At 66.8% G+C, this 19,222-nt stretch carries 16 protein-coding genes, 1 tRNA gene and 1 pseudogene; 10 read left to right on the top strand and 8 right to left on the bottom strand.

Features of this window, described 5'->3' with window-relative positions; genetic code table 11:
* The first annotated feature begins 776 nt into the window (after positions 1–776).
* Complete coding sequence (locus ABD951_RS12695; RefSeq protein WP_345345279.1) at positions 777–1,001, top strand: hypothetical protein; 225 nt, start codon at positions 777–779, stop codon at positions 999–1,001.
* A 156-nt stretch (positions 1,002–1,157) separates the two neighbouring features.
* Here the strand turns inward: ABD951_RS12695 and ABD951_RS12700 are convergent.
* Positions 1,158–1,806, bottom strand: a pseudogene (locus ABD951_RS12700) (cutinase family protein); the annotation flags it as partial.
* Positions 1,807–2,166: 360 nt separating this feature from the next.
* On the opposite strand from ABD951_RS12700, the gene ABD951_RS12705 reads away from it, so the two are divergent.
* On the top strand, positions 2,167–2,661 hold the full coding sequence (locus ABD951_RS12705) for a hypothetical protein (protein ID WP_345345281.1): 495 nt from the start codon (positions 2,167–2,169) through the stop codon (positions 2,659–2,661).
* A gap of 64 nt (positions 2,662–2,725) precedes the next feature.
* On the top strand, positions 2,726–3,082 hold the full coding sequence (locus ABD951_RS12710; RefSeq protein WP_345345283.1) for a hypothetical protein: 357 nt from the start codon (positions 2,726–2,728) through the stop codon (positions 3,080–3,082).
* Between the two features lie 513 nt (positions 3,083–3,595).
* Here the strand turns inward: ABD951_RS12710 and ABD951_RS12715 are convergent.
* The 3 genes from ABD951_RS12715 to ABD951_RS12725 form a co-directional block, all read right to left on the bottom strand.
* A complete protein-coding gene (locus tag ABD951_RS12715) occupies positions 3,596–4,213 on the bottom strand; it encodes a recombinase family protein (protein WP_345345285.1) in 618 nt (205 codons plus the stop codon).
* Positions 4,214–4,478: 265 nt separating this feature from the next.
* Positions 4,479–5,144 carry an SDR family NAD(P)-dependent oxidoreductase gene (locus ABD951_RS12720; protein WP_345345287.1) on the bottom strand — a complete coding sequence of 222 codons (666 nt, stop codon included), beginning with the start codon at positions 5,142–5,144 and terminating at the stop codon, positions 4,479–4,481.
* A gap of 36 nt (positions 5,145–5,180) precedes the next feature.
* Positions 5,181–6,101 (bottom strand): helix-turn-helix domain-containing protein, encoded by a 921-nt coding sequence (locus ABD951_RS12725; protein WP_345345289.1) that lies wholly within the window; start codon positions 6,099–6,101, stop codon positions 5,181–5,183.
* Between the two features lie 166 nt (positions 6,102–6,267).
* On the opposite strand from ABD951_RS12725, the gene ABD951_RS12730 reads away from it, so the two are divergent.
* From ABD951_RS12730 to ABD951_RS12750, 5 genes are all read left to right on the top strand, one after another.
* A complete protein-coding gene (locus ABD951_RS12730) occupies positions 6,268–7,524 on the top strand; it encodes an MFS transporter (RefSeq protein WP_345345291.1) in 1,257 nt (418 codons plus the stop codon).
* Positions 7,525–7,569: 45 nt separating this feature from the next.
* Entirely contained in the window at positions 7,570–8,070 is a 501-nt protein-coding gene (locus ABD951_RS12735) for a cyclophilin-like fold protein (RefSeq protein WP_345345293.1), read from the top strand.
* Between the two features lie 28 nt (positions 8,071–8,098).
* A complete protein-coding gene (locus ABD951_RS12740; RefSeq protein WP_345345295.1) occupies positions 8,099–8,866 on the top strand; it encodes a glucose 1-dehydrogenase in 768 nt (255 codons plus the stop codon).
* A 26-nt stretch (positions 8,867–8,892) separates the two neighbouring features.
* Positions 8,893–9,918, top strand: a complete 1,026-nt coding sequence (locus tag ABD951_RS12745; RefSeq protein ID WP_345345309.1) for a zinc-dependent alcohol dehydrogenase family protein — start codon at positions 8,893–8,895, stop codon at positions 9,916–9,918.
* Positions 9,919–10,082: 164 nt separating this feature from the next.
* The gene (locus tag ABD951_RS12750) at positions 10,083–11,081 is read left to right on the top strand and encodes an alpha/beta hydrolase (protein ID WP_345345297.1); all 999 of its coding nucleotides are present in this window, start codon (positions 10,083–10,085) and stop codon (positions 11,079–11,081) included.
* 260 nt (positions 11,082–11,341) lie between these two features.
* Here the strand turns inward: ABD951_RS12750 and ABD951_RS12755 are convergent, their stop codons facing one another.
* The 4 genes from ABD951_RS12755 to ABD951_RS12770 all read right to left on the bottom strand — a co-directional run bounded on the left by ABD951_RS12755 (position 11,342) and on the right by ABD951_RS12770 (position 16,535).
* Positions 11,342–14,353 (bottom strand): Tn3 family transposase, encoded by a 3,012-nt coding sequence (locus tag ABD951_RS12755; RefSeq protein ID WP_345345299.1) that lies wholly within the window; start codon positions 14,351–14,353, stop codon positions 11,342–11,344.
* Positions 14,354–14,436: 83 nt separating this feature from the next.
* On the bottom strand, positions 14,437–14,949 hold the full coding sequence (locus tag ABD951_RS12760; RefSeq protein WP_345345301.1) for an RES family NAD+ phosphorylase: 513 nt from the start codon (positions 14,947–14,949) through the stop codon (positions 14,437–14,439).
* Between the two features lie 77 nt (positions 14,950–15,026).
* Complete coding sequence (locus tag ABD951_RS12765) at positions 15,027–15,533, bottom strand: hypothetical protein (RefSeq protein WP_345345303.1); 507 nt, start codon at positions 15,531–15,533, stop codon at positions 15,027–15,029.
* 549 nt (positions 15,534–16,082) lie between these two features.
* On the bottom strand, positions 16,083–16,535 hold the full coding sequence (locus ABD951_RS12770; RefSeq protein WP_345345305.1) for a helicase associated domain-containing protein: 453 nt from the start codon (positions 16,533–16,535) through the stop codon (positions 16,083–16,085).
* Positions 16,536–17,574: 1,039 nt separating this feature from the next.
* Between ABD951_RS12770 and ABD951_RS12780 the strand changes: the two genes are divergently transcribed.
* Both ABD951_RS12780 and ABD951_RS12785 read left to right on the top strand, forming a co-directional pair.
* A tRNA-Ile gene (locus tag ABD951_RS12780) sits at positions 17,575–17,648 on the top strand.
* A gap of 196 nt (positions 17,649–17,844) precedes the next feature.
* Complete coding sequence (locus ABD951_RS12785; RefSeq protein WP_425569836.1) at positions 17,845–19,110, top strand: IS256 family transposase; 1,266 nt, start codon at positions 17,845–17,847, stop codon at positions 19,108–19,110.
* Positions 19,111–19,222 lie beyond the last annotated feature (112 nt).

The following is a 19,222-nucleotide window of genomic DNA, read 5'->3' on the forward strand; positions in this document are numbered from 1 at the left end:
ACCCGGTGACATGCGCAGATATACCCGGTGCCATACCTGTCTTCTGGTACCCGCGGCCGCACCACCTGCCCTTTCGGTGGTGCACCGGGACCGGAACGTCCACCACACCGAGGCGTGGGTGCGGCAAGAGTTGGCCGCGCCGCGGCCACCGACTTCGGTGACAGTGACCTTGTCGATGCCGGCCGCCACGTAACGGACCGGCCTGAGTGGCGAGGTGTGCGGGACCGTCGGAGCGTCCGCGACAGCTCCGGCGGCCCCTCGCGTCGAGCCACGCACCCCACGACGACGGTCCCGTGCGTGCCCGATGGTCTTCGACCCCTCACGTGTGCAGCAGGTGTACAGCGCACAAGTCAGCCGCCCGATCGGATATGTCCCGAAATGCACGGTCGACGTGTTGCATACAACACAACGATTCGAGCCGATTCGAGTATCGATCACCGCCCCCGCGGCACATGGTTGACGATTCGGCACCGGGCGCCGAAGTCAGCGCCACCCCTCTGACATGCGAACTTGCGTGTGCCGCCCAGTCACGGGACAGCCGCCGAGGCATGCCGCCGACCAGCACGCAGGCGAAAGGACCGCATACGCCAACCAAGCAACTTCTTGGTTCGAAATTCGCGAGTCACATTGGGGCGCAGATAATCTGACGTCCGCGTCGTTGTCGCCCCTCCGCGCAACGGCGAAGGCCCGCCGTCTCAACCCCCCAGGGACGGCGGGCCGCCCTGTGCAGCAGGACCCCCACACCGTGTCGGGGAAACGCACATCGAGGAGAACCGATGAGGATTCCGCGGTGGATCGGCGGCCCCGCGGTGATCGCGCTGTCCGCAGTCGACGCCGCACTCGAGATCCAGATCCGGGCAGTGCGGACACTCGCCCGCACGCTGTCCAGCGGCATGGGCACCGACGTCGCGGTGCAGGTGGCAGAATTCACCGCCCGCGACGGCGAAGACCCGGGGCCGACACGTACCGCGGCTCACCCGGCAACCCCCGACGCCTCGTAGAAGCGTGCGGCACGACAAGAAGCAGCCTCCGCGACAAGGGTCTTCGCGTCACTCCGGGTGTGGTGGCCGCGGTGTTGGCAGTGTCTGCACCAGATTCAGCAGCGCGCGAGGCGCGCAACGGCCACGGGCCGCGGGCGGCGGGGTCGGCTCGGGGGTTCATACGGCACGTCCGATCTGCAGGTTCAGCCAGTCCGAAAGCCACTGAATGGCGTTGCGGCGGGCATTGTCGACGACGAGGCTGTTGTAGTTGGTGTGCGCGCGGGGGCGAAGAAGTGTCCGGCACTGAGCCCTTCACCGACCAGCAACACCAGATCCTCGGCGCCCTGCGACTGGGACAGCTTGGTCAGCGAGGTCGACAGTTTTGGCAGGTCGAGGGTTTCGGCCTGCGCCGAGATGCTGGTCGCGACGGTGTTCGCCTGCCGCCCCAGAAGCTCGGGCGCGGCCTTCGCGGCCTTCCCCGACAGCATGTTCACCGCGACCGACGCGAGATCCACACCGACGGGGAGTAGTCCGGTCATCGCCGCGCCTGCGCCGAGCGGCTCCGGAAGCTGCCCGGGCGGGGCAGCAGCTTCTCCACCGCGGTCCAGGCAATCTCCTGGATCTGACCAACGATGTTGGCCAGCCGGACGACGTCGACGCCTGCCAGGATCGACGACACGAGCGCTGCGATCTGCGCGGCGCCCGACGGGTCGGGGATGACCGACAGCACCTGCGAGACCCACCCCAGGTCCACAGCTGCGGCCATCTTCACCAGCGGTGCGAACTGGTTGTTGAGCTGGCCGGCCACCTCATGCGCGCCGCCCGCGGAGGTTGTTCACGGCTTCGGCGGGTAAGCCTGCCTGACAAGCGAAGGCCTCCGGTTGTGAACTGGAGCTGTCCAGTTCACCGCTTTACCCACCAGGAGGCCTTCGTATCCCACTGCTCCAGCGGCTGAATCGTGTCGTGGGCTGCTGCCGGGAACTACTCGTCCGACGATGCCGGTACCAGTGAACACACCTGGTCCTGCTTGCCTGCGCTCGCCATGGGTATTCGCCCGTGGCTACCGCTCGCAGTCGGAGACCCTCGCCGTGTGCTCGACCGGCACAGCCCACGCCGAGAAGGAGAGTTCGTGCTCACGAGATCCGCAGTCGGATAGAGTTTCGTATCCTTCTGCGGAGGAGCACCCTTGTCGATCGTTGACCTCGGAAACGAGGACCGTCTCCTGTGGCGCTTCGTGATCGTCGACAACGAGCCGGACTTCTACGAGAGACCGGAGATGTCATTCGATCCACCTGGTGCGTGGCTCGATGCCGTCGTGGCGGTAGCCCGTGACCTACGTTGTCTGCGCTACGGACGTGACGTCAACCCGGACAGGTTGATGTGGGAACTGTCCATCGGCGCAGACTTCGCCGTCACGATCGGATGGAACGCAGCGGCTGGTATCAGCGGGTTCGGCTTGTGTCACGGGCTGTCGATGGATGCCTCCTTCGCCGAAGCTGCGATGTGGGTTGCGGACACAGCCCAGGCCCAGCTGGCCGGCAACGACTTCGTCCAGTGGCCCAAGCATGGCCGCCATCTCCTGGTGACGCAGCAGATCGACGGAACACCCGTCTGGCTCAACCCACACACCAACAATGCGATCTTCCCGATCGGTGACTTATGCACAGCTGCCAACCGGTGAACTCGACCACCCACCTGTACCTCGCCGGTCCGCCGCCCTAGTCGGGCCGCGTCGCCGACTACAGGTGCTCGGCGGTGTGTTAGCCGATGGTGGTGCTCAGGGCGTCGAGTTCGGCGAGCACATCGATCGCGGCCCGGACCTGGTTGCGCCGGCTCTCCGGCAGCACCTCGGCCGCGGTGAGCCGAGCCCGCTGTACGTGCTCGCGTCGGTGGTACCGGTGATCTCCTGCGCGGTGTCCGCGGCTGAAGATCGGGCGCCCTGCAGAGCGTCGATGATCTTCTCGTCCGCGGAATTGCTGCGCGGCCGGGGCGTGGACAGAATCCTGCGCAGCCTCGCTGGAAACGACCGCGGCACGGGCCACGTACTCGACGAACCCGTCGGCGTCGCGCACCTGGATGACCTGGCCGATCAGGCCCGGTGACGTCCTCGTGCCCCTCGGCCTGCGCCACTGCGAAAGGTGCAGCCTCGGCACAAGTCTGCCGCGTGTACTCGCCGTAGAGGCCGTCCTTACCGGCGAGGTACCACCGACGCTGGTGATCGCCCGAGCCGCAAGAGCCCGCAATCGCAGGAAACGTTTTCGGTCAGGCGATCCCGCCACGCGCAGCCACGCCGCCGCGCGTGATGGCTGCGTTGCAGTTCGCGGTCACCGTGGAGTCCGCAGCAGCTCACAGACGGCTGTTCAACCCTCCGATGGGTCAAACGAGCCACCATCGATGTGTGGGGTTACTGTCGTTCAGATGCTGCCGGGAATGTCCAGGACATCGATCCCGGCCGTCGCCCGCAGCAAATCCCAAAGGTCGGCGCGATCGTGCAGCGCATCGGTTCCGAGGACCGTGAAGTCGGTGGGCGCTGTCGGGGTCCCGGTAGTAATCGCCGAGAATCCAACGATGTTCGGCCTTCTGCCTGGTGAAGGACGTGATCGAGGAACCAGGTCCTACGCCGTGGGTGCGGTGCCGCTGACGATGCGGTGGATGGTGGAGCGGCCGACGCTGTACTCGTCGGCCAGATCGGCGAGGCTGGAGTCGTCGTCTGGATCGTGGTAGCGGCGGTGGATCGTTTTCCGTGCAGCCAGGGGCAGTTTCGGCTGTTTGCCCTTGAGTCGGCCCTTGGCCCGGGCCTTCGCCATCCCCTCCCGAGTGCGGAGGTGGTTCAGGTTGGCCTCGAATTCGGCGACCATGGCCAGGGTTTGCAGGAACAGCTTGCCGAACGGGTCGTTCCAGTCGTAGATCGAACTCCCGAGCCCGAACAGCACGTCGCGTTCACGCAAACCGGTCAGGACCTCGCCAGCCTCGGCCATGTTGCGGGCGAACCGATCGAACTTCGTCGTGGTCAGCACCACCGGCCGCCCGTCGACGGCCGCCGCGGCGGAGGTGACCGCGGAGAGGGCGTTGTCCAGTCCGGTCCGGTTCTTGCGGCTGGTGCCAGAGAACCCCTTGTCGATGAAGATCCGCTCGGCCGGTACCCCGAGCGCGAGCAGCTGCTCGGTTTGGATCCCGACGTCCTGTTCGTCGGTGGAACAGCGCACGTATCCGACGAGGAAGGGCCCGGCCACACCCCGATCGTTTCATGTGACGGGGGTTCACCGGAACAGTTCGCGGAACACCTCACCGGAACACCGATGACCAGGGCGGGGATCCTCCCGCCGTGGTGTTCCGTTGGTCGATCGTCATACGGAACACTTCTCTGAACTTCGCAAGTTCCCACGGCTCGCCGGGGGCGACGAGTTCGGGGCGAGCCGGTCAGCCGATGTTTGACGGGTAGCTGTAGAACGGGGTTGTGCGATGCCGCCACAACGCCTCGTGGCGGCATCGCTGGGGTTACGTCGAGTCTGTGCCGACGGTGGTGCGGAACGGGCCGGGTTCGGCATGGATGTTCCACAGCCGGTTGGCCAGGGCTTCGGGGTCATAGAGTGGGTCGGCGCCGCCGATCGCGCCGGGAATGATGAGCTGCCCGACGCGGATGTTGTGCGGTGTGAGGGCTTCGTGCAGCATTGCGCCATAGGCGGATTCACCGGCGAAGGCGATTGATGTGCCCGCGACGTCGCCATTGGGTGTGGCGGCGCTGGAGCCGTTGACGAAAAGAATCGTTCCATGTCCCAGCTGCCGCATTCCGGGAAGTACCTGTGTGACGGCGGTCAGCGGTCCGAGGATGGAGAACTCGGTGGCCGCGGCGAGGTCGTCGGCTGTTGTCTCGAGCACCGGGCGCAGGAAGTCCTTGCGCGGGACCGGGCTGTACTGCAACACCTCGATCGGGCCGAGCTCGGTGCCGGCCTGCTCGAGCGCGGCGGTCAGCTGCGACCGATCCTGGACGTCGGCGGCGTATCCGCGCGCGGTGATCCCGTGCTCGGTCAGTTCGGCAGCGAGGTGGTCGAGGGTGTTCTGGGTGCGCGAGATCAGTGCGACCGCGAAGCCCTGTTGTCCGAACCGCCTGGCTGTTGCCGCGCCGAGCCCGGGGCCGGCGCCGATGATCGCGATCGTGGTCATTCTGCGTCCTTTAGACAAGGTTGAGTCGTCGAGCCGCTAGTCGCCTGTGGTGCGTGTTGGTTGATCGGCTGCTGCGGTGTCGGTGAGGGTGGTGGCGGCCCAGTTGGCAAGCAGGGTCATGGCGTCAGCGGACGCGCTGCCGGGTTCGACGCTGTAGAGGGTCAGGACCAGTCCGGGATCGGCGGGCAGTGGCATGGTTTCGTAGCCGATGGTGATGTCGCCGACGACGGGGTGGTGGAAGCTTTTCGTGCCCGTGTAGTGCAAGCGCACATTGTGTTTGGCCCAACGGGTACGGAATTCGTCGCTGCGGGTGGACAATTCACCGACCAGATCGGAGATACCGCGGTCGTAGGGGTCGCGGCCCGCGTCCGTGCGCAGCAGGTTGGCCGCGCTGTCGGCCATGTGGTCCCAGTCGGGATAGAACTCGCGGGCGCGGGGGTCGAGGAAGCAGAACCGTACGAAGTTGACCGGTTTGCTGGGGTCGGGGTGGAAGGGGTCGTGGTAGAGCGGGGCGTAGAAGGCGTAGGCGAGTTGGTTGGCGGCGACGAGGTCGTGGCGGGCGTTGCGCACGAACGCGGGCCCGGTGTAGCCGTCGAGCAGTCGCTGCACCATCGGCCGCACCGCCTTGCTGGTGCGGCGTGAGTGAGCCCTTTGCGGGCGGGTGAGGGCGCTGCGATGCAGGTCGAACAGGTGGGAGCGTTCGGCCTCGTCGAGTTCCAGGGCGCGCGCGATGGCGTCGAGGACCGATTCGGAGATGCCGTTGACCTTGCCGCGTTCGATCTGGGTGTAGTAGTCGACCGACAGCCCGGCCAGGGTCGCGACCTCCTGCCGACGTAGCCCGGGCACGCGGCGTTTGGCGGCGTCATAGACCGGCAGCCCGACCTGGTCGGGGGTGATCTTGGCCCGCCGCGACGCCAGGAACTGTCCGATCTCGGCGACTCGGTTGGTGGACTCCATAGAACCGAGGCTACGACCTGCGCGAAGACCTGTGCCAGGTGCTGTGAGAGGGGTGCTGCCAGCACCCCTCTCATCTCCGCCTCCCACACCGGCGGTCAGCGGCGTTGCATGGAGCCGGAGCGCACAGGTGCTCTGAGACCGAATTCTTCGACACCGACGAGGTGACATGACCACGCGAATGCCTGTCCGACCGAGCACGAACGCTCGCCTGCCCGTGCTGGTGTATGTGCTGGCGGCCGGGATCTTCCTGATGGGCACGACCGAGTTCATGGTCGCCGGGCTGCTGCCAGACGTCGCCACCGACCTGAGCGTGGATATCGCCCGGGCTGGGCTGCTGGTCACCGCGTTCGCGGTCGGAATGATCATCGGCCCACCGGTGATGGCGCTGGCCACGCTGCGCTTGCCCGCCCGAGCCACGCTGGTCGGGGCGCTGATGGTGTTCTCCGCCGGGCACGTCGCGGCCGCGGTCAGCGACTCGTTCACCGTCGTCACCGCCTCCCGCGTGGTCACCGCGTTGGCGACGGGCACGTTCTGGGCGACCGGTGCGGTGGTGGCGGCCGCGGTCGCCGGACCCGGGGCGAGCGCTCGAGCACTGGCGGTGATGTCGGGCGGATTGAGCCTGGCCGTGGTCGCCGGAGTCCCGCTAGGCACCTTCGCCGGCCAGTTCACCGGGTGGCGTGGCCCGTTCTGGATGCTGGCCGTGCTAGCCATCCCCGCGATCGTCGCTGTCGTTCGGTTCGCCCCGGCCACCGCGACCGGGGACGACGGGAGGGTGTCGGTGCGCTCGGAGATCTCGGCGGTCCGGCCGTGGCGGGTGTGGGCGGTGCTGGCCGCGATCATGTTGGCTCAGGCAGGGTTCCTCGGCGCTTACAGCTTCATCAGCCCGCTGCTGACCGACCGCGCGGGAATCTCTGTCCCGCTGGTGCCGCTGGTACTCGTCGGCTTCGGTATCGGCGCCCTGGCCGGCACCGCGCTGGGCGGGCGGATCGGCGACCGGTGGCCGCTGGCCACCATCGCCGTGGCGGTGGCAGTGACCTCGGTTCTGCTGCTCGTCGTGGCGGCGACCGCGAGCCACTCGGCGATCGTGGTGGGTCTGGTTGTCGTCCTGGGCGCCTCAGGGCTCGGGGCGAACCCGGTGCTCATTGCCCAGACCATGCGATTCGCCGGTCACGGGTCTCGGCTGGCGTCCTCGCTGGCGACCGCTGCGTTCAACCTCGGCACCGCCGCGGGTTCGGCGCTGGCCGCCACCACATTGTCGACGTCACTGGGTGTGGTCGGGCCGGCGGTCCTGGGCGCCGCGATCACCGCCACAGCGCTGATCCCGATTGCACTGCTGGCCACCACCCGGGCGCGTCCTGCCGCCGATAGCACGCCGACCCGACCCCGTGATGAGACGCTGCGGATCCCCGCAGGAGTGAGCTAGACCGTGCCGACTACCGGTATCGACAGGAGAAACACCATGCGCCCCATGATCACCGGGCTGGCAGTCCTCGCGACCGCCGTCGCCGGACTCACCGCCTGCGGGAGCGCATCGGACTCGGCCGCGACCAGTTCGGTTGCCGCGTCACCCACAGCGCAACCCTCGACATCACAACCAGGCCAGGAAGGATCATCCATGCAGATTCGGCTCAGGATCGGCGGGGCGGAGGCGACCGCACGGCTCTACGACAATGCGACCGCCCGGGATTTCGCGTCCCTGCTGCCGGCCACGATCACCCTGCACGACCTGGGCGGCCGCGAGAAGGCCGGTGCGCTGCCGCGTGACCTCGCCGATGGGCAGGGCCAGAGCGGCTACCGGGCCGGGCAGATCGGTTACTGGTCCCCGAGCAGCGACCTGGCCATCTACTACCGCGAAGACGGGTTCCGCATCCCCAGCCCAGGGATCGTGATGATCGGCGAGATCGAAACCGGCCTCGACACCATCACCGACGCTGACGGCAACGCCACCGTCTCCATCGCCGCAGCCTGACCCGCCACCCACCGAAAGGACGACGCTCGTGAACCCCACCTATTACTTCTCCGACCAGGTCGCCTTCGTGACCGGCGCCGGCTCCGGCATGGGTCTTGCCACTGCGCGGGCTTTCGCCGAATCAGGATCCGCGGTGGCTCTCGCCGATGTCGATGACGACGCGCTGAGCACCGCGGCCACCGAGCTGCGTGACGCCGGTCGCCAGGTGCTGACCGTGCACTGCGACGTCTCCGACGAGACTCAGGTCGCCGCCGCGGTCGCTTCGACGGTCGAAACGTTTGGCCGCCTGGACTTCGCCTACAACAACGCCGGAATCCAGTCCCCGATCATCGATGCCGCAGACGAGCCCGCCGAGACCTTCGACCGGGTCACCGGGATCAATATGCGGGGGGTGTGGGCGTGCATGAAACACGAACTCGCCCACATGCGCACCCAGGGTTCCGGGGCGATCGTGAACTGTTCGTCACTGGGCGGTCTGGTCGGTCTACCCGGACGCGCCGCCTACCACGCGTCCAAGCACGGTGTGATCGGGCTGACCCGTTCGGCGGCACTGGAATACGCGCCCCGCGGCATCCGGATCAACGCGATCTGCCCCGGCACGATCGAAACCCCGATGGTCACCGAGATGTTCGCCTCCGGGGACCTCGACCCCGCTCAGGCGGCGGCCGATCAGCCGATCGGGCGGTTGGGCACCGCTGAGGAAATGGCCGCCGCCGTGCTGTGGCTGTGCAGTCCCGGCGCGAGCTTTGTCGTCGGTGTTGCGCTGCCCGTCGACGGCGGCTACACCGCCCGCTGACCAAACCTCAGACAAGGAGCACAACCATGCGTGGAGTAGTGATGTACGGCCCCGGCGACGTGCGCGTCGTCGACCGCGAAGACCCGAAGATCATCGACCCGACCGACGCGCTCATCGCGATCACCGCGACCTGTATCTGCGGATCGGACCTGTGGCCGTACCGCGGTGTCGAACCAGTCGACCACACCTTGATGGGACATGAGTACGTCGGCGTCGTGGAGGAAATCGGCGACGCCGTGGCGACCTTGAAGGTCGGTGACTTCGTCGTCGGCTCGTTCTGCATCTCCGACAACACCTGCGAGATCTGCCGAGCCGGATACCAATCCCGCTGTGTGCACGGCTCGTTCGTTGCCGGGGCGATCGGTACCCAGTCAGAGCTGGCCCGCATCCCCTACGCGGACGGAACCCTCGTCGCCACGCCCGGTCAGCCGGACCAGGACCTGATTCCCTCGCTGCTGGCGGCCTCCGACGTCTTGGGAACCGGCTGGTTCGCCGCTGTCGCCGCCGCGGCCGGGCCCGGCAAGACCGTCGCGGTGGTCGGCGACGGTGCCGTCGGACTGATGGGGGTGCTCGCCGCGAAACAGTTGGGCGCCGACCGCATCATCGCCATGTCCCGCCACGCCGACCGTCAAGTCCTGGCACGCGAATTCGGCGCGACCGACATCGTCGACACCCGTGGTGATGAAGGCGTGACCGCGATCAAGGACCTCACGAACGGGCTCGGCGCGCACAGTGTCATCGAAGCCGTCGGCAGCCAGGAATCGATGATGCAGGCCATCCGCTCCACCCGCCCCGGAGGGCACCTCGGCTACGTCGGAGTCGCCCACGACGGCGTCACCCTGCCCGCCGACCAGTTGTTCTTCGCCGAAGTCCACCTGCTCGGCGGCCCCGCACCCGTGCGCCGGTTCCTGCCCGACCTCATCGACCGCGTCTGGAACCGAACCATCGACCCCGGCAGGGTCTTCGACCTCACTCTGCCCCTCGACCAGGCCGCCGAAGGCTATAAGGCGATGGATGAACGCCGCGCCGTCAAAACCCTTCTCACCGTCTGACTCATCGAATACACCGCACCAGGAGCACCGCCATGAAGACCACGACCACGACGCCGCGACGACGTCCTCGCCGCTTGGCCCGTATCGCCGGCGCCGGTATTGCAAGCCTCGCTGTCCTGGCCGCCTCGGCCTGCTCCGGCACTGATCCAGCCGCGGCCACGGCCGTGTCACCGATAGTGGGCCTGGCTCCCGGCGACCTCTCCCACGGCGCGGACAACTTCTACAGCAGCGACCAGGTCACCATGACCCCGGTCAAGTTCAAGAACCAGTACCTGATGGACGTCACCGGTAACTTGTTCGTCCCCACGAACCTCGCCCCCGGCACGCGGGTCGCGGCGATGGTGGTCGGGCACCCGATGGGCGCGGTCAAGGAACAGTCCGCCAACCTCTACGCCACCAAGATGGCCGAGCAGGGCTTCGTCACCCTTGCCCTGGACCTCGCGTTCTGGGGCGGCAGCGACGGTGAACCCCGCAACGCCGTCGCCCCCGACCTCTACACCGAAACGTTCTCCGCCGGCGTCGACTACCTGCGCACCCAGAACACCGTCGACCCCGAACGCATCGGTGCCCTCGGCGTCTGCGGCAGCGGCAGCTTCGTCATCTCCGCCGCCAAGATCGACCCCCGCATCAAAGCCGTCGCGACCGTCAGCATGTACGACATGGGCGCAGCCAACCGCAACGGACTCAACCACTCCGTCACCGCCGCTCAGCGCCAGGCGATCATCGCGCAGGCCGCCGCCCAGCGAGACGTCGAATTCCGCGGCGGGCCGGTCGAATACACCAGTGGGACCGTGCACGAACTGACCGCGGACTCCACCCCGATCGAGCGCGAGTTCTACGACTTCTACCGGACCCAACGCGGCGCGGTCACCCCCGACGGCGCCACCGCTGACACCACCACCCACCCGACACTGTCGAGCAACACCAAGTTCATGAACTTCTACCCGTTCAACGACATCGAGACCATCTCTCCGCGCCCGATGCTGTTCATCACCGGCGAGAACGCCCACTCCCGCGAATTCAGCGAAGAGGCATTCCGCCTCGCCGGTGATCGCAAGGAGCTGGTCATCGTGCCCGGTGCCGGACACGTCGACCTCTACGACCGGACCGATCTCATCCCCTTCGACAAGCTCACCGACTTCTACACCCAGAACCTTTCCTGACGATGCAAGCCCTCACGGCGATGAGTGTTCATAGGCACTGAAAGCCACCACAGGTATGCCCGGCGTGTACCAGTTTCACGCGCCGGGCATACCTGTGGATGCGGCACCATCGAACCTCGTCCGAACGCGGCGACAACTCCCACGCCGACACAAACCCGCCCCCACGGTGTACCAGTTCCGTCGCGAAGGGAGGGACTGCCCCCGGGGCAGTCCCGGACGGACAAACAGCGGTCAATACAACAGTGAACAGCCCGCCGGGGTCAGAACAGGGTGTCGCGCACACGCAGCGGCCGGTATCCAGTGGGGTCAAGTTGGGCGAGTTCGGCGTCGATGTCGACCTCGATGGCGCCGAAGAAGTTGATGTTCTCACTGTGCGCCGGGGAGATGTGCGCGAGGACGTCGTCGTCGATCCGGCGCCCGGACCGCCGCAACTGTTCGGCGGCGAGGCCGTAGTACTCGGTGGTCCAGGCGATGACGGCGTTGGTGGCCAGGGTCAGGCACCACGCCTGCTCGGTCTGGGCCTCCAGTTGTCTGGCCCGCACCGCGCCTTCGTGGGCGTAGAGCAGGTCCCGGCGCAGCGCGTGCAGGGACTCACCCTTGTTGAGCTGGCGGGAGATCCGGCGCCGGTAGTCCGGGTCGGACAGGTACTTCGCGGCGTAGATCGTGCGCCGCATCGCCCCGTACTCCTTGAGCGCCGCTGCGAGCGCGTTCTGCCGGCCCGACGCGGACAGCTTTCCGACCAGCAGGGACGCGGTGGCGTGCCCGAACTTGAGCGATCCGGCCAACCGAAGGAGGTCGTCCCAGTGGTCGGCGATCAGGTCGAGGTTCACCTTGCGGGTCAGCAGCGGCCCGGCGTGCGGGAAGTCGGTCTCCACCTGGGCGCGTGACCCGGCCCGGTAGAGGGTGATCTTGCCGAGGTCGCGGATGCGGGGCGAGAGCTGCAGCCCGAGCAGGTCGAACAGCCCGAAGTTCACCAACGTCACCCCGTGGGTGTCGGTGGCATGTTCGCTGATCGGCAGATCGGTGGCGTTGCCGAGGATTTCGTCCAACACATAGTGGGCTTCGCGTTTGGTGGCGACGATGACCTTGGTGCCGTAGGTGGCGTGCTGGTCGGTGACGTGGGTGTAGGTGGACAGTCCCTCGTTCGCGAAATAGCGACTGAGCGCCCGCGCGGTGACCGACTTTCCGCGGGTCGGGAACCTCTGCCCGTCCGACGAGGACAGGGTGCCGGCGCCGAAGATACTGGTGAGCGGTAGCCGTTGGTGGTGGTCGATGATCGTCAGGTTCGCCGCCCGCAGCGTCTCCTCGCGGACGTACCACTCGGAGGTCCAGGCGAGGAGGTCGTAGGAGATCCCGCATGATTCGGCCATCCGGGTGAGCCCGAGGTTCGTCGCGTAGGCGAGGAGCACCGCGATGAGGTTGCGTTTCAGCTCGGGGCTGCGGGCGTGTTTGCCGCCGGCGTGGGTGAAGCAGTCCAGGTAGCCGGTGCGTGTGTCCAGTTCGATCAGCAGGGACACGATCGGCGCGAACGGCAGCATCTGCGTCAGCTCCGCTTTCATCGCGATCGCTTCGGCCGGCACGTCCTCCGCCGTGAGCGGTGAGATCACCAGCTCACCCGCGTCGTCGAGGCGGACGGGTCCCTCGCCGCCGGCGAGCACCTCCTCGAGTTCCCCGACCGCGTCGTGGAGTTCATCGACGGTTGCCGCGAGGGCGCGGGCGGGGTCGGCTGGTTTGCCGACGAGGCGGCAGAATTCGTCGCGTTGCAGCTGCCACTGGTCGGCGGTGAGCAGGTAGGCGGCCGGGTCGGCGTAGCGGCGCGAGCCGGGCACGTGCACGTCGCCGCTGCGCAGTCCGTCCCGCAGCCCGAGCAGCACGCACAGCTCCCAGTAGTGCCGATACGCGCTGGTGTTGCCCGACTTCGCGGCGATGTCGAGGTAACCGCGCCACTTTGTCGGCACGAACCCTGTCGGCGCGTCGCCTGGGACCTTCCGCGCCCCCGTGGCGTTCAACTCCCGCAGCACGTCCACCGCGGCCAGCAGCTCCGTGGCCGCGGTGCCGCCGGCGAACCCGACCGCAGAGAGGACCTGCGGGGTGAACTGCCGCAGGTACCCGTACGAGTTGTCGAGGGCGGCCAGGTGCCCGTGATCGCGCGGCAGCCGCGGTACGGCTTGCGCGACCGCGGCCCGCAGTCGTTCCCATCCGATCCGCTCTCCGCGGATCAGTGCCCCGATCTCCTCGTCGCCGATCACCGGGTCGCAGACGATCGCCAGCAGGTCGTCGAGTAGCCCCTGCCGATCCTCGCCGGTCTTGCCGCGTGCGGCTAGGTCGTCACGCATCCGCCGTTCGGCCTTGCCCAGCCGGGCCGAGACGGCCTGGTCGAACAGTTGCACGACCTCGTCGAGGACGTCGGTGGCCGACTGCGCCAGCACGGTGAGCAGGATCGGGTACCGGCGTTGCGGATCCCTGCGTTCGAGGCCCTGCCCGGTCAGGCGGCGCCCCATCGCGGCCAGGAACCTGCGCCGCTCGGCGGGGAGCACCGACAGGTCGACCTCGTCGGCGCCGAGACCGCGCAGGAACTCGAGCTTCGCGACCTCGGCCTTCACCGCCGTCGCGGACGCCTCCGCCGGCCCCGTCGCCAGCCACCGCAACCGGGTCATTCCGATCACCGGGTCGACCGCCAGCAGTGCATCGAGCTGCGTGCACCGCTCGGGTGTGAACTCGTGCGCCAGCCGGTCGAACGTCTCTCGTTGGGCCTGTGCTCGGGCGTGGGCGACCCGCTCGACGAGTGCGACCGGCCCAGGGCGGACCACTCGCGCCGAGATCAGGTACTCGCACGCCAACCGGAACAACAGGGTCGGCGAGTCGTGCTCGAGTGCCCGTGCGAGAAGGAACTCGTCGAGCTCCTTCAACGCCAGCTCGCCGGCGGGCCGCCACCCCAGGTACTGGGTCACCAACCGCAGGTGCTCGCTGCGGGTCTGTGCCCGGCGCCCATAGGAACGAAGTTCCGCCACATCGACATTCAGCTGTTCAGCCAGACGTGCCACCGCCACCGGCGGCGCGGTGGCGACCTTGTCCGGCACGAACCCCAGCCACGGCAGGCTGCACAGGATCACCGACAGTCCCAGACGCACACCAGCCCCACGTCCCTGCGGCGCAACGAATGCCAGATCCGTCGGGGTGAGGGTGAAGTACCGGAACAGCTCCTCGCAGCTGATCTCCGGGAACTCCCGGAGACGCTGCAACTCCTCGCCCGCGAACACCCGCGTTGCCACGAACCCTCAGCCTCCAGCTGCTTCGATCGACCTCGTCGGCAGCCAAGCCAAGCACCAACCACCCCATTCGGCAGCCGGAACCGTCAGATCGTCCTCAACCAGGGCGTATTCCGAACTTCGTTGGATTCTCGGCGATTACTACCGGAACCCCCTGTCACCGTGCGGGTTTGGTCTCCGCTCTGCGCAAACAGCGCGTAGCAGGCGTCCACGTGTGTCATTTCGTGGCGCGCCCAGTAGCGGATCCCGTCGTAGTCCGCCGCGCGGAGCGTCTGCGCCCACTGCTGGGTGAGGTCGTAGTCGGAGGTCGTGGAGATCTCCGATGTCATCCCGAATTGGATTGCAGCGTTAGAGGTTGCGTCGGCGACATGCAGGTCCCGTGTGACCGCGACTACGGAGATGGCGCGTTGAGCGATCTCCGAGCTCGGGACGAGTTGGATGCCGCACCAGGTTTCGAGAAGCGTGATCAGCGCGGATTCGGCGGTGTAGCAGGTCCCGTCGGGGCCGGGAAGGTCGAAGCGGCCACCCAGGCTGGTGCCGAACCACCACGGCGCGAACTTGGCCCCGTGCGTGCGGTACATCGCCGTGGCGGAGGGCACGACCACTACAGGAAACCGTCCCCGGAGTTCATCCGGGGACGGCGGCGGGGCGAGGTGTTGCGTTGCTCGTGAACCGCTCACGAAGCCAGCCGTTCGGCCGCCCGCCGCGCGAGGGTGACGACATCGGTCGTATCGCCGTCGAGGAGGGCCTGCCGGGGTGTGCGGTCTCCGAGTTCGGGCTGTCTACTCGACATCCACGAGGCAATGGTCCAGGACTGGACGTCGGCGTGCGCCCAGGCCTTCAGGACTTCCTTGATCCCCGGGATCGGGATGTGAGGGGTGGTGTCGGTCAGTCCACCGGACCAGTAGCCGATCGACCCGTCCGCGGCGGTGAGACGCAGCACCCGATTGTCCCTGACGGCTTGACTGAGGGCCTGCTTCGACCAGCCGGTGGCGTCGACAGCCTGCTTGTGGGTCAAGATCGCGCCGATGTGGTTTTCCCAGGCTCGACGGGCCTTGAGGTTCGAGAGCACGTTCTTCACCCCGGCGGCGACGTACTTGGCGTCGACGTCGTCGAGTTGCTCAGCGGCCATTCCGCTGGCGGCGAGCTGGTCGTCTACAACCTTTTTGAGTGGCGTGCTCATACCCCCCATCATCCTCGGTCAAGTAGGTCAAGTCAAGTGGTCAACCAGAGTGTCGCGAGGAGCATCGCCACCCGACTGACCTGAAGGCTTCCCTACCGACCCTCCCCGAGCAGGAAGTCCACAGAGCCGATCGGGACGCGGCGCGATCCCGCCCTCGCGCTCGGGAATCCGGACACGGATCCCCCTGCTCGTCGGCGCGAACGACCGAGCGATCCCTCTGCAGATCGCCGCCGGCGGCGGATCCGCCGATCGATGTCAGCGCCCCGGGAACACCTCTGTTCCACACGGCAGAGGAGTCCGTTCGAACATCTCGACGCGTCGCGGCACCACCGCAGCTGCAGCCCACGGCTCCGCCGGGGTCGACATCGCCTTCGAGACCACCCGAAGGAGTCGCGCGTGGACGCAGTATTCAGAGCTGCTGAGATTGACTGAGCGCCCTTCTCCCGGCCGCTCTCACCATCTCATGCAGGCAGGGGTTGCTCGGCCAGGACGGCGTCGAGTCCGCCGCTGTGTGCCATTACGTGGCGGGTAGTTGCGTGACGGTGCTGGTCAGGGCGAGTTGGTGGCCGTACGAGGGCCGCGTCGACGAGCGCCGGGCGACACCCCGAACAGGCCGAGAACCGCTTGCTCGGTCTCGGGTAGTGCGCCCGTGCGCCACCGCTTGATCTGGCGGTAGAGCCACTCCCCCAGACGGTCACCATTGTCGGTGACGTAGTGGACAGGAACCTCACTGGTTCCATGGGATTCGCGGTATGCGGCGAGTTCGGTCAACATCAGAAGACGCTTCGCGTCCGCCCGCGGGACAGGTTCGACCTGCCAGTCGAATCCGACGGCGTCAAGTTCACGCTCACGTTCCGGCGGCAGTGCCCTCACCACGCGCGCGATTCGCTGGCGATCTGCCCAGCGACCAAGCTGAAAACCGTCATTGGAGATGAAATCCCTACCGATCGCCGCACGCCGGGAGTACTCGGCGTACCGGCGGACCACTGGGGAAAGGGCCACCGCCCCTTCCGGATGGGTGCGGCGGCTGGAAGCGACAGGGTCTCGAACTCGCATTGCGCCAGTATGCCCACGAAACCCCCTCCGCGGACAAACTATGGTCCATGAGGAGCCCAGCAGATTTCGGACAGTGAGATTGACTGGTATCAGGCTGCGCCATTCGATTCGAACCAGGCGAACTCCCCTCGTTCGGTGACCGAGTATCCAAACGCGGGATGCAGCCGAATCTGGTTGTACCACAATTTGATATACCGAGCGACGTCCTTCACTGTGTGTTTCCGCGAGGAACACGAACGAACAACCCACACCAACCTCGAATGGTTCCGCATCGACACACCCGACGAACCACACCGCAGCCGACTCGAACGCGATGACGTCCTCCTCCAGGTCACCGCCGACAACCTATGGATCCACCCCTACGCCGTCGTCGACACAGAACCCATCACCATCCCCACACCCACCGCGCGGTCGCACACCTACTTCGGACCCGAATCGGCCTCGAGCGATCCCGGTACCCGACGCCGAAACACAGCTCGCCGACCTCGGACACCCCAAACCCCCGACTACACACCGACCACCGCATCATCTCCCCCAGCCTCAAAACCGCCCTGCTTCGACTCTGGGGCCTCTGACACTTCGCACAAATCCAGCCTGACCGGGGAACACGACACCGCTACATCGACGGCGACATGCCGACATTGCCGCGAACCCAAAACCTGGCCGGGATCCGGACACGAGTATTCAGGCCGGACCCAGGATGCGCGATCGAGCGTCCACGTACCGGCCGACAGGCTCAACTTCGTAGTGTCCGGGTGTTGCAACTCGCGCGGACCCTTCGGATCGGTGAAGATCTGCCCGATGCGCAGCCGTTTCACCGCAGATCGTTCGTGCCTGACCTGCCACACCAGATTCTCGCCGCTCAGCTCGTGTACCAGATCGAAGGAACGGCAATCAGATACGGGGACCCGACCTTCGGCCCGACAGCTGCGGGTCACGTCGGGTACGCACCGGTAGCATCTGCTGAGCGCTGTCAGTGGCGTACGGGGCGGTAGCTCAGTCGGTTAGAGCCGTGGACTCATAATCCATTGGTCGCGGGTTCGAGCCCCGCCCGCCCCACAAAACTCGTCTTTCGTGCAACCCGACTCCCTCCGCGTCCATCGAGAGACGGCGGACGACGAGAACCAAGCGATCAACGAGCTGCGAAGTATTCACAGTGCGCTAGTAGGACTTTGTTAAGTCGGGGACTGTCAGGTAATCGGTTGATCCGGGTCTGGCCGACACGCCGAGCTGAGCTTGGCGGGGAGGCAAGATCATGACCGAAACACTCGATCCCATGGATCAGTCGAAGATCGATCACCAGGAGTTGGCGCGGCAGCTGTTGGCGCAGGCCAAGGCCGAGGGTATCGAGCTGGTCGGGCCGAACGGGCTGCTCAACCAGTTGACGGCGAACGTGTTGGAAACTGCGCTCGAGGCGGAGATGGACGAGCACCTCGGCTACGAGAAACACCAGGTCGATGGCCGGGGCAGCGGGAACTCCCGTAACGGCCGGCGGACGAAGACGGTGCTGACGGAGATCGGCCCGGTGCAGATCCAAGTGCCGCGGGACACCGACGCGTCGTTCGACCCGCAGATCGTCAAGAAACGCCAGAGACGGCTGACCGGGGTCGACGAGATCATCCTGTCGCTGTCGGCGAAGGGCCTGAGCACCGGGGAGATCGCCGCCCACTTCGACGACGTGTACGGCGCGTCGGTGTCCAAGGAGACGGTCAGCAAGATCACCGACAAGGTGCTCGCCGAGATGGCGGACTGGGCCGCACGTCCGCTGGACCCGGTGTATCCGGTGCTGTTCATCGACGCCATCCACGTCAAAATCCGCGACGGCCAGGTCACCAACCGGCCCGTCTACGTGGCCATCGGCGTCACCGTCGACGGACACCGCGACATCCTCGGATTGTGGGCCGGCGACGGCGGCGAGGGTGCCAAGTTCTGGCTCGCCGTACTCACCGAGATCAAAAACCGCGGCACCAGCGACGTGTGCATCGTCGTCTGCGACGGGCTCAAAGGCCTGCCCGAGGCCATCACCACCGTCTGGGGCCGCGCGATCGTCCAGACCTGCGTGATCCACCTGCTGCGCAACACCTTCCGCTACGCGTCACGCAGGTATTGGGATGAGATGTCGCGGGATCTGCGGCCGATCTACACCGCCGCCAACGAGGCGGCGGCCAGCGAGCGTTTCGACGAGTTCGCCGCCAAGTGGGGACCGCGATATCCGGCGATCGTCCGGCTGTGGCGCAGCGCGTGGAGCGAGTTCGTGCCCTTCCTCGACTACGACCCCGAGATTAGACGCGTCATCTGCAGCACCAATGCGATCGAGAGCCTCAACGCGAGGTACCGGCGCGCGATCCGGGCCCGCGGCCACTTCCCGAACGAGCAATCCGCCCTCAAATGCCTGTATCTGGCGACCCGGGCCCTGGACCCGACCGGGAAAGGAAGCGCACGATGGGCAACGAGGTGGAAGCCTGCCCTGAACGCTTTCGCGATCGCGTTCGAGGGCCGGATCACCCCGAGTGAAAGTTAAACCGATGCGCCAGAACCGGATCCACCGAAAATCTGACACTCCCTTAAGTCGGGAAGGTGTGGTGGCAGGTCGGGCAGGTGCCAATCCAATAGGCCAGTGCGCGTTGGAGTTT

Origin of the sequence: Rhodococcus olei (assembly GCF_039540555.1) — a bacterium.
Taxonomy (GTDB): domain Bacteria; phylum Actinomycetota; class Actinomycetes; order Mycobacteriales; family Mycobacteriaceae; genus Rhodococcus_G; species Rhodococcus_G olei.

Bases quoted from the DNA above. Each gene is read 5' to 3' on its own strand.
- ABD951_RS12695 (WP_345345279.1), top strand. From the start codon at position 777: ATGAGGATTCCGCGGTGGATCGGCGGCCCCGCGGTGATCGCGCTGTCC.
- ABD951_RS12720 (WP_345345287.1), bottom strand. From the start codon at position 5,144: ATGACCACGATCGCGATCATCGGCGCCGGCCCCGGGCTCGGCGCGGCA.
- ABD951_RS12725 (WP_345345289.1), bottom strand. From the start codon at position 6,101: ATGGAGTCCACCAACCGAGTCGCCGAGATCGGACAGTTCCTGGCGTCG.
- ABD951_RS12730 (WP_345345291.1), top strand. From the start codon at position 6,268: ATGACCACGCGAATGCCTGTCCGACCGAGCACGAACGCTCGCCTGCCC.
- ABD951_RS12735 (WP_345345293.1), top strand. From the start codon at position 7,570: ATGATCACCGGGCTGGCAGTCCTCGCGACCGCCGTCGCCGGACTCACC.
- ABD951_RS12745 (WP_345345309.1), top strand. From the start codon at position 8,893: ATGCGTGGAGTAGTGATGTACGGCCCCGGCGACGTGCGCGTCGTCGAC.
- ABD951_RS12765 (WP_345345303.1), bottom strand. From the start codon at position 15,533: ATGAGCACGCCACTCAAAAAGGTTGTAGACGACCAGCTCGCCGCCAGC.
- ABD951_RS12785 (WP_425569836.1), top strand. From the start codon at position 17,845: ATGACCGAAACACTCGATCCCATGGATCAGTCGAAGATCGATCACCAG.